Origin of the sequence: Chryseobacterium sp. WX (genome assembly GCF_029542485.1) — a bacterium.
GTDB lineage: Bacteria > Bacteroidota > Bacteroidia > Flavobacteriales > Weeksellaceae > Chryseobacterium > Chryseobacterium cucumeris.
The window spans coordinates 1,378,619-1,395,405 of record NZ_CP120710.1 but is presented as its reverse complement, the minus strand read 5'-3'; the positions used below and the strand labels follow the sequence as shown (position 1 = coordinate 1,395,405).

The window sequence follows — 16,787 nt, the reverse complement described above, 5'->3', positions numbered from 1 at the left end:
CTTAAATTTTTCTACCCTGTTAATGATTTCAAATGTTTTTATCTTTCCTGCAGCTGCAACATTTTTCAAAAACTTAAGAAGTGAATTTATAATATTAGCACTGAACATATTAGGAATAGTTATAGTCATTTTAGGAACTTTTCTGGCTTTTATGATGATAACAATTCAATGCTAAAGGTAGATTATTGTGTTAATATCTGACCTAGGAATCAGGAGCGTCAAGAAAATTTCAATGTAATCCATTAAAAAATTTCCACTGTCTGAGCATGGGACTTGCTCGGAACCGAAGCGGAACCGGATGATCCATGCGAGTTTGGAAATTTTAGGAGTACATTTAAATTTTTAGCGGATGATTCCCGTCTTGAACTTTTGTATACTTTTGTTTGACTACTTCGAATCTTCGATTTCAAGGCAAAAGTATAAGTAAAAATAATGAATGAAAATCATCCAAACTGGATTTTCAACTCTCACTGAAAAACCGTATTTTTGTACATCTAAAAAGTAAAAGAACGAATGAATTCCTACAAAAATCCATTGGAAGAGCGCTACTCCAGTGAAGAAATGTTATTTAACTTCTCACACAATAACAAATTCCAGAATTGGAGAAAGCTTTGGATAGCTCTTGCTGAAATCGAAAAAGACCTTGGACTTGAAATTACAGACGAGCAGATCGCTGAGTTAAAAGCTAATGCTGAAAACATCGATTATGAGAAAGCAGCAGAGTATGAAAAAAAATTCCGTCATGATGTAATGGCTCACGTTCACGCTTATGGGGATGTGGCGCCTTCAGCAAAAGGAATTATCCACCTGGGAGCTACTTCAGCTTTTGTAGGAGACAATACAGACTTAATTCAGATCCGTGACGGACTTTTAATCTTAAAGAAAAAGTTGGTTAACGTAATGAAGAACTTAGCAGACTTTGCTATTCAGTATAAAGACCTTCCAACTTTAGGGTTTACACACTTCCAGCCGGCTCAGCTGACAACAGTTGGGAAAAGAGCTACGCTTTGGTTACAGAGTTTGGTTCTTGACATCGAAGAACTGGATTTCTTCCTTGAAACCCTTCGTTTCAGAGGAGTAAAAGGAACAACAGGAACAGCTGCCAGTTTCCTTGAGCTTTTCAACGGTGATTATTCAAAAGTAAAACACCTAGATAAAGAACTTTCAAAAAGATTTGGCTTCGATAAAGTTTTCGGAGTTTCCGGACAGACTTACGATAGAAAAATTGATGCGAAAGTAGTTGCTTTATTAGGAAATATTGCACAATCTGCGCATAAATTCACAAACGATTTACGTCTACTTCAAAACCTTAAGGAAATTGAAGAACCATTCGAGAAAAACCAGATTGGTTCATCGGCGATGGCTTACAAGCGTAATCCAATGAGAAGCGAAAGAATCGGAGCATTGGCAAAATATGTAATGTCTCTGACGACAAGTTCTGCAATGGTGGCCTCTACACAATGGTTTGAAAGAACATTGGATGACTCTGCCAACAAGAGATTAACCATTCCTCAGGCGTTTTTAGCCGTGGATGCGATTCTTTTGATCTGGAACAACATTCTGAACGGAATTGTAGTATATCCAAACAGAATCAACAAGCACATTATGGAAGAGCTTCCTTTCATGGCGACAGAATATATCATCATGGAAGAAGTAAAAGCAGGTGGTGACCGTCAGGAAATCCACGAGGTGATCAGAGTTCACTCTATGGAAGCTTCAAAGAAAGTGAAAGAAGAAGGAAAAGAAAACGACCTTATCGAAAGAATCTTAAATGATGATTCTTTAAAACTAGACAAATCAAAACTGAAAGAAGTTTTAGATCCTAAAAACTTTATTGGTTTCGCGCCGATCCAGACGGAAGAATTCGTCAAGAACGAGGTACAGCCGATTATAGACCAAAACAAAGACTTAATAGGATTGGAAGCTGATCTTAAAGTATAAAACAATATGCAGTCTTTTCGGCTGCATATTTTATTTCCCACTCCAACTAATATGAAAAAACTACTACTAACCATTATATTAACACCAATCATTTCTTTTTCTCAGACTAAAGAAGATTTACATTATTTCAAATCCAAAGATTCTTTAGTAGGAGTAAAAGATAAAGCAGGAAAAATAATTGTTCCTGCACAGTTCAAAGTATTTTCATTCCTAAAAGATGGAGATCCTGTAGAAGGAGAAACCATTCTTTTTGATGGAAGTAAAGAAGGCGAAAAACCGGAGAAAAATGCATGGGGCTATGTGTATGACAGAAATGGGAAATTCCTGTATCAGCCTTTCCTTTATGACAATGGAGCAGATTATTTCTCTGAAGGACTGAGAAGATTGGTTAAAAATGGTAAAGTAGGATTTGCAGACCGAAATGGAAAAATTGTCATTGAAGCTGAGCATGATTTTGCATTCCCCTTCAATTACGGTTATGCTGCATTTTGTGACGGCTGTGACTGGGAAAAAACAAATGATGAACACAGGTCTGTTGTAGGTGGTAAATGGGGAGTAATGAATGTCAAAGGAGAAACAGTTCAGCCATTAACAAAACCAACAGATCAGGATGTTGAAATAGATGGTAAATATTATCCTAATCAGTTTCAGTATAATGAAAAGGAGAAGAATATCCTTCAGTTCTTTGAAAAACAGAAGAAAAAATTGTCAGATCTTTATTATGTAAATTTTTACAGTAAACTGTCTGAAAAAGAAAAGAATCTTTTTTTTGAAATCGTAGAAAGACCAAAAGAAAACTTTCCTTATTATCAGGTGAATACCTATAATTACAGGAAAAAGGACTTGGATATGCTGTACCGTTTCAAATTCCTGGTTTCAGAAGATGGAAAAACATTTTATGCCATTGAGGATTTTAATGAAATGAAAGTTCCTTTTGAAAACTGGCTGAAAGAAGAATTAAATAATGCTGAGCACTTTCAGAAAGAACATAAGGATAATCCGAATAAATTTATCAATAAATAATATAAAATTGGAAATTCGGCAGTTCAAATTTGAAGAACATATGACTTATTCCTTTAAATTTGTACAGAATAATGATTGGAGGGAAAATCTCTTTCAAAAATTTCCAATATAGATGGGTTTAAAGAAAGAAACTTTAACTCAGTAAAAGTAAAAAGAAAAATAAATCTAATATTAAAAATCTGACATCTAATTTTTAATAATGTTACAGAATCAAAATCATCAACAATTAATGACCGATCTTAAGGAGCTGGTAGACAAGACAAGAAGTCAGGTCGCTGCTCAGGTAAACTCGGCAATGGTGGTTTTGTACTGGGAGATAGGAAAAAGAATAAATGAAGATGTTTTAGATAATAAGAGAGCAGAGTATGGTAAAGAAGTTATTGTACAAATCTCTCAACAACTTACGTTAGAATTTGGAAATTCATTTTCTGAAAAAAATATCCGAAAAATGATGCAGTTTGCGTCTGTTTTTAGTGATTTTAATATTGTCGCATCAGCGATGCGACAATTATCATGGACTCACTTTCTGCTTCTCATTCCTATTTCACAAGATACTAAAAGAAACTTTTATCTTGAAGTTTGTAAAATTGAAAATTGGAGTGTCAGAGTCTTAAGAGAGAAAATCAATTCTCTGCTTTTTGAACGAACAGCAATAAGCAAAAAGCCTGAGGAAATAATAGATAAAGAACTGAAAAAATGGTCTGAAAATAATATTTTAAACCCTGATTTGGTTTTTAAAGATCCCTATTTTCTTGATTTTTTGGAATTGAAAGATACATTTTCTGAAAAAGATTTAGAAGAAGCCATTATCGTGGAACTTCAAAAATTCATTTCTGAGTTGGGAAGTGATTTTGCATTTCTTTCAAGACAAAAAAGAATCACAATAGATAATAGAGACTACTACCTAGATTTGCTTTTCTATCATAGGAAACTAAAATCTTTAGTCGTTATCGAACTGAAATTAGGTGAATTTGAAGCCAGCCATAAAGGGCAGATGGAGCTTTATCTCTCATACCTTAATAAATATGAAAAAGTAGAAGGTGAAAACCCTCCCATTGGTTTAATCCTTTGTTCCGGGAAAAATTCCGAACATATAGAACTCATGAATCTGGAAGGGGATAATATAAAAGTAGCAGAATATTTACTTATCTTACCTTCAGAAAAAGTTTTGCTTGAAAAATTGCATCGTTCAATAGAGATAGCAAGAAATAAATTTGAAAATAAAAAATAAATCTAATATTAAAAATCTGACATCTAATGTCTAATAACAAAAGAATTTTCGTAGAAAAAAGAGGAATTTTCGATGTTGAAAGTCCAAAAATTTTTGATGAAGTAAAAGCGGTTGTCCCGGCAGTTCAAAGTGTGAAAGTATACAATGTATATGATATTTTCAACCTGAACGACGGAGAATTTGAAAAAGTGGTAAACAACACTTTCGTAGACCCTGTTACTGATATTTTACACACAGAAAACCCTGCAAAGGCTATTCATTTCGGAATGGAATTTTTGCCGGGACAGTATGATCAGAGAGCAGATTCTGCACAGCAGTGTATCGCTTTGCTGACTGAAAATGAAAAATCAAAAGTAAGAAGTGGTAAGCTGATCGAATTTGAAGGAGTTTCTGAAGCGGATTTGGTTAAAATCAAAGACCTTCTGATCAACAAGGTAGAATCTCAGGAAAAGGACTTATCTATTCTGGATATTCCTGCAGAGGAAATCCCATCAAAAGTAATCATCCACGAAAACTTCATCAATTTCAATGATGCAGAACTTGAGAACTTCTATAACAGCCATGGCTTTGCATTAGGATTGGATGACCTGAAATTCATTCAGGAATACTTCAAAACTGAAGAAAGAAATCCTACGGAAACAGAATTAAAAGTATTAGACACCTATTGGAGTGACCACTGTCGTCACACGACATTCGAAACAGAATTGTCAGATATTCAGTTTGAAGGTCAGTTCAAACACACATTGGAAACTATTTTCAATGATTATATCGAGAAAAGAAAATTCTTAGGCCGTGAGCTGAAGCCAATTTCCTTAATGGACTTGGCAACAGTATGCGGTAAATATTTCCATAAAACAGGGAATCTTGATAACCTTGTTATTTCTGATGAGATCAATGCATGTACCATTCAGATCGAAGCAGAATATGACGGTAAAAAAGAACCTTGGTATTTATTATTCAAAAACGAAACGCACAATCACCCTACGGAAATTGAACCTTTCGGAGGTGCTTCTACTTGTTTAGGAGGGGCAATCAGAGACCCGTTATCCGGAAGATCTTTTGTTTTCCAGGCCATGAGATTAACGGGTGCTGCAGATGTCTTGGAATCTGTTGACAAGACATTACCAGGAAAACTTCCTCAGAAAATCATTACAAAGCAGGCTGCTAACGGATATTCTTCATATGGTAACCAGATTGGTCTTGCCACTACCATGGTTTCTGAAATCTATGACGAAGGCTATAAAGCTAAAAGAATGGAAGTTGGTTTCGTTACCGGAGCTGTTCCTGTAGATTGGGTAAGACGTGAGAAGCCTGAAAACGGTGATTCAATCATTATCTTAGGAGGAGCAACAGGTCGTGACGGAGTAGGAGGAGCAAGCGGAAGTTCGAAAGAGCAGGACGAGACTTCTATCCACACGATGAGTTCTGAAGTTCAGAAAGGAAATGCTGTAGAAGAGCGTAAAATTCAGAGATTATTCAGAAATCCTGAGGTAACAAAGCTGATCAAAAAATCAAACGACTTCGGAGCGGGAGGAGTTTCTGTGGCAATTGGTGAAATTGCAGACTCTTTAGAAGTAAATCTTGACGTATTACCATTAAAATACGAAGGATTAAACGGAACCGAGCTGGCTATTTCCGAATCTCAGGAAAGAATGGCAGTGGTAGTTGATCCTCAGGATAAAGAAAAATTCATTAAATTCTGTGAAGCTGAAAACATTGTTGCGGTAGAAGTAGCAAAAGTGACAGATTCAGGAAGAATGCAGATGTTCTGGAAAGGAGATAAAATTGTAGACCTTTCAAGAGCTTTCTTAGATACCAACGGATGTTCAAAATCTCAGGAAGTGAAAATCACTCACCTTGAAGAAGTAAAAGAAGAAACAAAAGCTTTCACAGCAGAAAACTTCCTGAACATCTTAAAAGATAAAAATGTAGCTTCCCAGAAAGGACTGCTTGAAATGTTCGACTCTTCAATTGGAGCCACTACAGTAGCAATGCCTTTAGGTGGAAAATACCAGCAGACCCCGATGGAAGGAAGTGTACAGACACTGCCGATCTTAGGAGCAAAAGATATAAAAACCGTTTCTCTGGCAAGCTGGGGATTCGATGCTGAAATCTCAAAACAAAACTCCCTGTTAGGATCATCTTACGCCGTAGTAGAGAGTGTAGCGAAGATTGTAGCGATGGGAGGCGATTATAAAAACATCCGACTAAGCTTCCAGGAATATTTTGAAAAATTGGGACAGAACCCTGAAAAATGGGGTAAACCTTTGGCTTCACTTTTAGGAGCTTACGATGCACAGATCAATTTAGGTCTTGCAGCGATCGGAGGAAAAGATTCCATGAGCGGAACGTATCAGGATCTGAATGTTCCGCCAACCCTGATTTCTTTTGCATGTGCTAACGGAGACAAAGAAAATATCATTTCTCCTGAATTGAAAAACGCAGGAAACAAATTATATTTCTTCAATCATATTGCTCAGGAAAACGGACTACCAAACTATAATGCTTTAAAAGAAGTTTTTGAATTCATTTTTGAAAACATCAAAGCAGGAAAAATTGTTTCTGTGAAAACAGTAAAAGAAGGAGGTTTGGCAGTAGCTTTAGCAAAAATGAGCTTCGGTAACAGATTAGGAGCTGAAATCAATGCTGATGAAGCTGTTTTATTAGCTAAAAATATCGGTAGCTTAATCATTGAAGCTAAAGAAGAATTAAGCTCAGCAGCTCTTCAATTGATCGGAGAAGTAAAAGACTCAGGTGCTGTAAAAATCAATGGTATTGAATCAAACATCACAGATCTTGTAGCTGCTAATACCAATACTTTCGAGAACCTTTTCCCGACAGTAGAAAAAGAAAAGATTACGGTTGAAATTGATGAAAAATCAAACTCAATCCATCCAAGAAATATCATCATCAAAAAACACGGGATTGCGCAGCCTAAAGTTTTTGCTCCGGTATTCCCGGGAACCAACTGTGAGTACGACACGCTGAATGCATTCCAGAAAGAAGGTGCCGTAGTTAGCAGCTTGCCTTTAATCAATATCAATCACCAGTTATTGGATGAAAGCATTGATGCATGGGTAGAAGAGATCAGAACATCTCAGATTCTGGCATTCTCAGGAGGTTTCTCTGCGGGTGATGAACCGGATGGTTCTGCAAAATTCATCGTTAACGTTCTGAAAAACGAAAAAATGAAAAATGCAGTACACGAATTATTAGACAGAGATGGAATGATTATCGGGATCTGTAACGGATTCCAGGCATTGGTGAAATCAGGATTGTTACCTTACGGAAGAATCAAAGATCTGGATGAAAACTCTCCAACATTAGCTCATAATGCTATCAGAAGACATATCTCTCAGATGGTTACAGTACAAGTAGTGAATGACGAAAGCCCTTGGTTAAAAGGAATGAAAGGACAAACTTTCACTATTCCGATTTCCCACGGAGAAGGACGTTTCATGGCTTCAGAAGAAGAGATTAAGAAATTGTATAAAAACGGGCAGATTGCAACTCAGTACATTGATCTTGATGGAAACATTGCCCACGGAATGCCATTCAACCCTAATAATTCATTATTCGGAATTGAAGGAATTACCAGCCCATGTGGAAAGATCTATGGAAGAATGGGCCATCCGGAGCGTTTTGCAGACGGTCTCATGAAGAATATACCAACCGCGAATTATCACAACATATTCAAAAACGGTGTTGAATACTTCAAATAATAATACAAGAAAAATGATCGTCATCCATGGCGGTCATTTTTCGTCTTTAGGAGGTTTCTACGAAGAAGCTTCCAACGTTCTCATGAAGGATACAGATTGGAAAGTAGGAACACTAGATGGCTTTGATGATATTCTCTACGGAGGTTTCGGAGTGATTGAAGGCAAAGAAAAAATTGAAATCATCTGGAAAGAAGCAGAAAAGTCAAAAGAAGACTTAGGCTTTAAGGCTACCCGTGAATTCTATGAAAACAAGATCAGACAGGGAAAACCTTTCAACACAGAACTCATTCAACAGAAATTAAATGAATTGACTGAAGGGAAAGGGCAGACGCTTTTTGAAATACTGGTGGAAATTATAGAATCACATACGAATATTACGCTGACATTAGAATGATGTAATGAGTAATAAGTAATTTTGTTATATCAGCTTCATCCAATCAACTTGTTGATTCATTCTTTGCTTCCTTGGATAAACATACTCACAATAAAACCTTTGCGTCAAAAATTTAACTATTAAGAATAAAGATTGTAAGAAAAGTTAAGATTCATCGCCGATGAATAGGAAATTCTGCTTCATAATAGCTTTAGCTGTTGCCTTAATAATTCTTTATTCCTTCAAAAATCTTAATGGTTCAAATAAGTTTATTCAACCAGGGTACAAATTGGTCTATAGCTAAGTGAAACGCCCTTGCGAACGAAAACATAAAAAGTTAAACCATGAGCGTCTTTTGCGTTAAAAATCACACAAAATTGAGGAGAATTATTTCCCTTAAACGATTTTTTCTTAATACTTTTACTTCAACAAAACAGGAAACAATAAAGTTCAATGAAGAAAATTATGTACGGGCTGTTCTTCGGTGACAGCATTACCTACGGAGAATATGACGGAGTTTTTGGCGGCTGGGTAGATATTCTGAAAAGATATGCCCTGCAGAAATTTCATGAAGGAAATGGAGATGAACTGATCCTGTTCAATCTCGGAATAGGAGGAGAAACCACAGAAGGATTGCTCAAAAGAATTCCTCATGAATTGGCTGCAAGAAATTCTGCTGATGGAAATATCGTTTTTCTAAGCTATGGAGCCAATGATCTTGCGGTAAAAGATGGAGTACAAATTGTAGATCCTGAAAAATTTAAAACCAATATCAAAGAAGCTGTCGCACATGCCAGGCAGTTTTCGAATACCATTTATCTTGTAAGCATTCTTCCTTTCTCTCAAAAAATAGATGGAGTAGTAGTCAGCTCCGGGAAGAAAAGAATCAATGAAGATGTGGTTGTTTACAATCAAATTTTGAAAAATATTGCAGCAGAAGACTCATTGGGATATATAGATTTTTATTCTGCTTTCCTGGATGATAAAGAAATTCTGCTTTCTGCAGACGGTGTGCATCCTAATGAAAAAGGCTATGGAATGATGGCCGAAATCGCAATTCCAATCATTGAAAAGTATCTGTAATGCCTAATTTATTTTCTTATGGAACCCTGCAGAAAGAGCAGGTACAGCTTGAAACTTTTGGAAGAATTTTACAAGGTGAAAAAGATATCTTATCAGGCTATAGATTAAGTATGCTTGAAATTACAGATCCTGAAGTACTTCGGAAAAGCGGTCAGAAATACCATCCTGTACTTGAATTTTCAGGGAATGATAATGATCAGGTAGAAGGAGTACTTTTTGAGGTGACAGAAGAAGAAATTCTTCAGGCAGATGAATACGAAGTGGATGATTACAAAAGAATCAAAACCGTTTTTAAATCTGGAAAAGAAGGGTTTATCTATGTCGGGAAATAGTCATTGCAAGCAACGCGAAGCAATCTCACTATCTCCTATGAAATTCCAACGGTCTCTTTGTCATTCCGGGCAAAGCAAGAAATCTAAGCTTGAATGTTCTCTCGAAGATTTCGCTAATATGACCAATTTAATATTCAATAGAAGTGGGCTTTAGCCCACTTATCCTATAAAAATAAATTCACTGGCTTCAGCCCAAACTTAAAAAAACTGCTGACATACCCTTGTCACAACCTGTTTTTATCTTTGTGCTAACAAAAAATCAATAAATGAATAACGTAAAAATAGAACCTTTTAAGGTGATCGGGATCTCTGTAAGAACAACCAATGAAAATGGACAGGCAGGAAAAGATATTCCGGTATTATGGGAGAAAATGATCAGCGAGAATATTGTCAATTCAATTCCAAATAAAATAGACAATACCATTTATTCCATCTATACAGATTACGAAAAAGACCATACAAAACCTTATACAACGGTTCTCGGATGTAAAGTCGAAAACCTTGATAACATCCCGGAAGGAATGGTTGGCTATTCTTTTGATGGTGGAGAATATCTGAAATTTGTCCCAAAAGGAGACCTTTCAAAAGGGTTGGTTATCAACGAATGGATAAAAATCTGGGAAATGGGTTTGAACAGAACATTTACCGCCGATTTTGAAGTGTATGGAGAAAAAGCACAAAATCCTTCAGATGCCGAAGTAGATATTTACATCGCTGTAAAATAACAAAAAGTGAAAAAACCTGCCTTCACAACCTTTGAACTGAAGACGTGATATTCCCCTCCTTCGGAGGGGTGTCAAAAATTCAAAGAATTTTTGACGGGGTGGTCAAACAATATTTGTCAACAATTCCCCAATTTTAACTGAAAATATATTTCCCATACACCAAGACTCCGACAATCACCGCTGCAATAGCTGTCAACAATACAGCTCCGGCAGCAATGTCCTTAATAAAGCCAATTCTTTTGTCGAAATCAGGTTGAATGATATCACAGATCTTTTCAATAGCGGTATTAAAAATTTCAGCACTTAAAACAGCGAATGAGGCAATAAGAACCAAAGCGGTGTCTGTGCTGCTCAGGTTGAAATAAAAAATAAGGAAGAGATTGACAAAAAATGCGATGAGTTCAATCTGGAAATTTCTTTCTGTTTTAATCATCATAAAAACACCCCGGAAAGCATTGAGAAAACTTTTATGAATAGGAGGTTTTTCCATAATTCTGAACTTTTCAGACAAAGATAGCCTTTGTATTTTGATAAAAAATGATTCTTCGAAGAAATATATGCATAATGTCAAGGCTCAAAACAAATTAAGGATCTTTGTTAAAAACTCCTCCATATTATTCTTTTCTTTGTTGTATGTATTTATTATATTTGTAGAAACTTATTTTATAAATCTATGAAATTTATTATTTCAAGTGGTGAACTGCAGAAGGCTTTGCAAACTGTAAGTGGCGTAATATCAAGCTCTCAATCGAGACCGATTTTAGAAAACTATCTTTTTGAATTAGACGGAAATAATGTTACCATTACAGCATCTGACGGCGAGACAACTCTTGTTACTTCCCTGGAAGTAAAGTCTGATGATACAGGTAAATTTGCTGTTCCTGCTAAAATTTTTCAGGATTTTATCAAGACATATGGTGAACAGCCTCTGACATTTGTTGTAAAAGACAATGCCGAAGGTACCGGAAGCCAGCTTGAGATTTTAGATGAAAAAGATAATTTCGCAGTAGCATTAGACAATGCTGATGACTATCCTGAATTACCGGAATTCGACGCTTCCCAAAGTGTAACAATGCCGGCAGGAGTTTTGTCTGAAGCGTTGACAAACACACTATTTGCTACAAGTAACGACTCTCTTCGTCCGGTAATGACAGGAGTGCTTTTCCAGTTTGGAGAAAATGAAACCAATTTCGTTTCTACAGACTCCCACAGATTGGTGGTGTACAAAAGAGCAGACCTGATGAATGCTGAGCCGATGGAGTTTATCATGCCTAAAAAGCCTCTTAACATTTTCAAAAATATCCTGGCAAGTTCCAATGAAGACGTTACCATCGACTTCAATGAGAATATGGCTAAATTTACTTTTGGTAAGCATATCTGGATCTGTAGACTGATTGATGGTAAATATCCGAACTATACAGCGGTAATTCCAAAAGAAAATCCAAATGTATTGACCATCAACAGAAACCTGTTGCTGGGAGCAATCAAAAGAGCGTCTATCATGTCTAACAAATCTACCAACCAGGTAAGATTCAAGCTTTCCGGAAATATTCTTCACCTTCATGCAGAAGATACTGAATATGCTAACAAAGCAGACATGCAGATTCCTTGCGACTACAACGGAGAAGATATCAATATCGGATTCAGTTCCAAATTCTTAACTGAAATGCTTACGATTTTAGGATCTGATGATATTACCATGAAAATGTCTCAGCCAAACAGACCAGGAATCATTGAACCTCTTGATGGTCTTGAAGAAAATGAAAATATCTTAATGTTATCAATGCCGGTAATCGGATTGTAATATTGATTTAGTATACAAATAAAAAGCCGGAATTTTCCGGCTTTTTTTTGTAGTCTGGTCTCTGACTTATAGTTGTAAATAGGGTCTAATCGACTTAGGAATCAGGAGCGTTAAGAAAATTTAAATGTAATCCGCCAAAAAATTTCCATTGTCTGAGCATGGGATATACTATTGAACCGAAGAAGAACCAGATGATCCATGCGAGTTTGGAAATTTTAGGAGTACATTCAAATTTTTAGCGGATGATTCCCGTCTTGAACTTTTGTATACTTTTGCTTCAAGGCAAAAGTATAATAAGAGAAAGACGTATTTAAAAGAATATTAAATAGTGTTATTTGCGAATCATTAGCGTCATTAGTGTTTAAATCAACTCATCATGGAAATAAAAATACAGTCTTACCAAACCTCAGATTTTTCTGCAGAGTTCACAACTGAAAATTACAGCGTGTTTCTATGGAAAGGTTCGGGTGTTTTCTCTGTGGATGATATTAATTATTCTTACGGCGGACACAATATTTTGTTTCTTTCCCCTTATCAGAAGATGAAATTGGTTTCTGAATCGGAGGAAAACATCCATGTGCTTTTCTTTCATGGAGATTATTACTGTATAGAATATCATAAAGAAGAAGTGGCCTGCAACGGGCTTCTTTTCAATAATATTTATCTGAATCCCGGGGTTGAGCTGTCAGAAGAAAACTTCAATTATATTCTTGAGCTTTTTAATCATATCAAAAAAGAAGAAAGTGAAAAGCATCCGTTTTCTGAATCCATTATCAAGACCTATATTCAGCTCATTCTTGCTATCGGAAGCAAACAGAAAAGCAGTATTGAAAACAGCATAATTTCTAATGAAAAGCTTCCCAATAAAAATGCTGCAGAATTTCAGAAACTGCTGGAAACATATTTTAAAACAGAAAAAGAACTGTCATTTTACAGCGATAAACTGAACATTACCAATAGTACATTAAGCAAAGCGGTAAAAAAAGAATTTGCCAAAACACCCACACAGCTTATCAATGAGAGAATCATTCTTGAATCTAAGAAACTGCTTCATTTAACCTATCGGTCTGTCAAGGAAATTGCTTCAGAGTTAGGATTTGCTGATGAATTTTATTTCAGCAGGTACTTTAAAAAATCCGTTGGCTGCTCACCTAAAAATTACAGAGAAAAAGTAGGAATTTCTGTGGTGGCAAAAATGTCCATGTAATGTCCCGAAATGTCTATGTTGGCGCTCTGTGCATGTGAATACCTTTGGTAAAAAATAAATCACATGAAAAACAGCAGACTTTATCACCAATTATTACAATGGGATACGTACTTTTTCAATTTTCTTAGAATCTCAATTTTCATCGTTATGGCTTGGATTGGAGGCTTGAAAGCCTTTCATTATGAAGCAGATGGAATTGTTCCTTTCGTTGCCAACAGCCCTTTGATGAGTTTTTTCTACAAAAATGCAGACCATAAAGTTATTAAGGAAGATAAAAAACGGGTTGCAGAATACACTTTGTATAAAAATCCTGAAGGAAAAGTGGTTCAGAAAAATATTAACTGGCATCAGGAAAACGGAACATATGCCTTTTCCCACGGTTTAGGGACAATGATCGTTGTAATAGGAGTTATGGTATTACTGGGGATTTGGTTTCCTAAAATTGGAACAATTGGAGGTGCTTTAACATTTTTAATGTCATTGGTTACCCTGTCATTTCTGGTCACCACTCCTGAAGTATATGTACCGAATCTGGGGGGAGATTATGCAACTCCCCAGTATGGTTTTCCCTATCTGTCAGGAGCAGGACGTCTCGTATTGAAGGATATTATCATGATGGCCGGAGGGTTGGTATTATTTTCTGATAGCCTGAAGAAGCTGGTGAGACCATTGGACCAATAGTTTCATGAATCAGCAGCACAAAGATTAACGAAAATTTATTATCTTAAAATCGCTTCTAAATTTCTCTATTTCTCAAAAAAACACGACATTTGTAGCTCGAAAAATCATCCATGAAAATGGTGGGATTTCAAATAAAAGTTTCAAAATAGAGCAGATGAAACCATAGGACACATCTGACGAATTAAATAAGTAGATAGATTAACAAATGAAAATATCAAACAACTGGCTGAAGGACTTTGTAAAAACGGAATCAAAAACTGAAAGAATCGGTGAATTCCTTACAGATATAGGTCTTGAGGTTGAAGGGATAGATAAATTTGAAAGTGTAAGAGGCAGCCTGGAAGGAATTGTTGTAGGTAAAGTACTTACCTGCGAAAAACATCCTAATGCTGACAAACTGAAGAAGACAACAGTAGAGGTAGGAAACGGAAAAGTGTTGAACATTGTTTGCGGAGCTCCGAATGTTGAAGCAGGACAGACTGTTCCTGTAGCCGTTGTTGGAACAAAAATCTATGACAAGACCGGAAACTTTTTTGAAATTAAAGAAGCAAAAATCAGAGGAGAGGTTTCTCAGGGAATGATCTGTGCAGAAGACGAACTAGGCCTTAGCGAAGATCATGGAGGAATTATGGTGCTGGATGAAACAAAATATGAAGTAGGGAAAAACTTTGCAGACTATTTTGAGTTGACCAATGATGAGGTTTTTGAAATCGGTTTAACACCGAACAGAACAGATGCCATGTCTCACTATGGTGTTGCAAGAGATTTACACGCTTATCTTTCTACGAACCAATTGAAGTCACAATTTAATAAAGTAGCTTCTGAAGTTTTGAATAGCGAAGGAACTCATGATTTCAAACTGGAAATTGAAGATGCAGAATTGTGTCCAAGATATATCGGTGCTGTGATTGAAGACGTAAAGGTAGCAGAATCACCGTCCTGGTTGAAAGACAGACTAAGAGCGATCGGATTAAGCCCGATTAATAACGTTGTAGATATTACCAACTATATTCTTCATGGATACGGACAGCCGCTTCACGCGTTTGATGCAGATAAAATTGCAGATAAAAAAGTGAAAGTAGGTGTAGTAAAACCGGGAACGAAATTCACGACTTTAGATGGTGTTGAAAGAACATTAAATGGTTCTGAAATCATGATCAAAGACGGTAAAGATAAGCCGATGTGTATTGCCGGAGTATTCGGTGGTGAAAACTCAGGAGTATCTGATACTACAAAAACAATATTCCTTGAAAGTGCTTACTTCAACCCGATTGCAGTGAGAAAAGGAGCAAAAGCGCATAGTTTGAATACAGATGCTTCTTTCAGATTTGAGAGAGGAGTAGACCCGAATCTTACCAGAACAGCCATTACTCACGCTATTAAAATGATTCAGGAAATTGCTGAAGGTAAATTGGTAGGAGACTTATTGGAAGAATATCCTAAGAAAATAGAGGACAATTATGTGATCCTTAGATTCTCTAAAATTGAGCAAATTTTAGGAACAAAAATCCACAGAGAAAAAGTAAAGGAAATCTTAAAAGCATTGGAAATTCAGGTTTTAAATGAAATTCCAAACGGTTTCGAAATCTCCGTTCCTGCGTACAGAGCAGATGTAACAAGAGAAATTGACGTGATTGAAGAGATTTTAAGAATCTATGGATACAATAAAATTGATGCTCCACAGAAGATTTCGTTTACTCCTGTTAAGCTAAGCGCTAACGATCAGGACGAACTGGAAAACAGCTGGGCAAGAACTTTACAAGGCCTTGGTTTCAATGAAGTAATGAACAACTCTTTAACTTCTGTAAAAGACGAAACAGATGCTGTAAAACTATTGAACCCTTTAAGCGGTGATCTGGCATTCATGAGAAAGTCTTTATTGGAAGGACTTCTTCAGAATACAGTATATAACATCAACAGAAAAAATCAGGATATCAAGTTCTTCGAATTAGGAAAAATTTATCACAAAAAAGATAAATACGAAGAAAGAAAACAACTGGCATTACTTGTTTCCGGAAGAGATGTTGCAGAAAACTGGCTTCAGCCAAAATCTGCGGTAAGCTTCTATAACCTTAAAGCGTATGTAAAAGTTTTATTGGAAAGATTGGCTTTAGATTACAAAGAAGTAGCTCTAACTGATGACAGATTCTCTGATGCATTGGTATATGAAGCGGATGGTAAAGCATTGGTAAGAATCGGAAAAGTAGCGCCTGCTTTATTGAAAGACTTTGATATTGATCAGGAATGTTTCTATGCAGAAATTGAATTGGAATTAGCTCAGGAATTGCGTTCTAAAAATGAATTGAAATTCAAAGATATTCCGAAGTTCAACAAAATCAGAAGAGACTTAGCTTTATTGATTGATAAAACGGTAAACTATCAGGATCTATATCAGACGGCTAAGAAGAACAAATCTCCATTCATTAAAAACATTAATCTGTTCGATGTGTATGAAGGTAAAAATCTTCCTGAAGGTAAGAAGTCTTATGCAATGAGCTTCGAACTGTTAAACGAAGAAAAAACACTGGAAGAAAAAGAGATTACAGAGGTAATGGATTCTCTGATCAAAGCTTTCCAGAAAGAATTCAACGCTGAGTTGAGATCTTAATCATTGAAAATACATATTTCAACATAATAGAAACGGACTTGTTTAAGTCCGTTTTTT

The 16,787-nt window shown here is 36.1% G+C and carries 13 protein-coding genes; 12 read left to right on the top strand and 1 reads right to left on the bottom strand.

Annotated elements, in window-relative coordinates; all coding sequences use genetic code 11:
- Positions 1 to 513: 513 nt before the first annotated feature.
- The 8 genes from purB to PZ898_RS06310 all read left to right on the top strand — a co-directional run bounded on the left by purB (position 514) and on the right by PZ898_RS06310 (position 10,430).
- The gene (gene purB, locus PZ898_RS06345) at positions 514 to 1,941 is read left to right on the top strand and encodes an adenylosuccinate lyase (protein ID WP_202839428.1); all 1,428 of its coding nucleotides are present in this window, start codon (positions 514 to 516) and stop codon (positions 1,939 to 1,941) included.
- Positions 1,942 to 1,992: 51 nt separating this feature from the next.
- Positions 1,993 to 2,964, top strand: a complete 972-nt coding sequence (locus PZ898_RS06340; protein ID WP_277695066.1) for a WG repeat-containing protein — start codon at positions 1,993 to 1,995, stop codon at positions 2,962 to 2,964.
- A gap of 229 nt (positions 2,965 to 3,193) precedes the next feature.
- Positions 3,194 to 4,195: a PDDEXK nuclease domain-containing protein gene (locus PZ898_RS06335; RefSeq protein ID WP_277695065.1), complete on the top strand. Its 1,002-nt coding sequence runs from the start codon at positions 3,194 to 3,196 to the stop codon at positions 4,193 to 4,195.
- A gap of 26 nt (positions 4,196 to 4,221) precedes the next feature.
- On the top strand, positions 4,222 to 7,917 hold the full coding sequence (locus tag PZ898_RS06330) for a phosphoribosylformylglycinamidine synthase (RefSeq protein ID WP_277695064.1): 3,696 nt from the start codon (positions 4,222 to 4,224) through the stop codon (positions 7,915 to 7,917).
- The gene (locus PZ898_RS06325) at positions 7,898 to 8,311 is read left to right on the top strand and encodes a hypothetical protein (RefSeq protein WP_062671903.1); all 414 of its coding nucleotides are present in this window, start codon (positions 7,898 to 7,900) and stop codon (positions 8,309 to 8,311) included. Before PZ898_RS06330 ends, PZ898_RS06325 begins: the two co-directional genes overlap by 20 nt.
- A gap of 432 nt (positions 8,312 to 8,743) precedes the next feature.
- Complete coding sequence (locus PZ898_RS06320) at positions 8,744 to 9,373, top strand: GDSL-type esterase/lipase family protein (RefSeq protein WP_082798730.1); 630 nt, start codon at positions 8,744 to 8,746, stop codon at positions 9,371 to 9,373.
- Positions 9,373 to 9,705, top strand: coding sequence for a gamma-glutamylcyclotransferase family protein (locus tag PZ898_RS06315; protein WP_120231629.1), 333 nt, complete (start codon positions 9,373 to 9,375; stop codon positions 9,703 to 9,705). Before PZ898_RS06320 ends, PZ898_RS06315 begins: the two co-directional genes overlap by 1 nt.
- 266 nt (positions 9,706 to 9,971) lie before the next feature.
- On the top strand, positions 9,972 to 10,430 hold the full coding sequence (locus tag PZ898_RS06310; protein ID WP_277695063.1) for a GyrI-like domain-containing protein: 459 nt from the start codon (positions 9,972 to 9,974) through the stop codon (positions 10,428 to 10,430).
- A gap of 133 nt (positions 10,431 to 10,563) precedes the next feature.
- Here the strand turns inward: PZ898_RS06310 and PZ898_RS06305 are convergent, their stop codons facing one another.
- Positions 10,564 to 10,920: a diacylglycerol kinase family protein gene (locus PZ898_RS06305; protein WP_277695062.1), complete on the bottom strand. Its 357-nt coding sequence runs from the start codon at positions 10,918 to 10,920 to the stop codon at positions 10,564 to 10,566.
- A gap of 183 nt (positions 10,921 to 11,103) precedes the next feature.
- Here PZ898_RS06305 and dnaN point away from each other — a divergent pair, with 183 nt between their 5' ends.
- The 4 genes from dnaN (at position 11,104) to pheT (ending at position 16,730) form a co-directional block, all read left to right on the top strand.
- Positions 11,104 to 12,234 carry a DNA polymerase III subunit beta gene (dnaN, locus tag PZ898_RS06300; RefSeq protein WP_034699704.1) on the top strand — a complete coding sequence of 377 codons (1,131 nt, stop codon included), beginning with the start codon at positions 11,104 to 11,106 and terminating at the stop codon, positions 12,232 to 12,234.
- Between the two features lie 376 nt (positions 12,235 to 12,610).
- Positions 12,611 to 13,441 carry a helix-turn-helix domain-containing protein gene (locus PZ898_RS06295; protein WP_277695061.1) on the top strand — a complete coding sequence of 277 codons (831 nt, stop codon included), beginning with the start codon at positions 12,611 to 12,613 and terminating at the stop codon, positions 13,439 to 13,441.
- Positions 13,442 to 13,504: 63 nt separating this feature from the next.
- The gene (locus tag PZ898_RS06290; RefSeq protein WP_277695060.1) at positions 13,505 to 14,122 is read left to right on the top strand and encodes a DUF417 family protein; all 618 of its coding nucleotides are present in this window, start codon (positions 13,505 to 13,507) and stop codon (positions 14,120 to 14,122) included.
- 205 nt (positions 14,123 to 14,327) lie between these two features.
- Positions 14,328 to 16,730, top strand: coding sequence for a phenylalanine--tRNA ligase subunit beta (gene pheT, locus PZ898_RS06285; RefSeq protein WP_277695059.1), 2,403 nt, complete (start codon positions 14,328 to 14,330; stop codon positions 16,728 to 16,730).
- Positions 16,731 to 16,787: the final 57 nt, after the last annotated feature.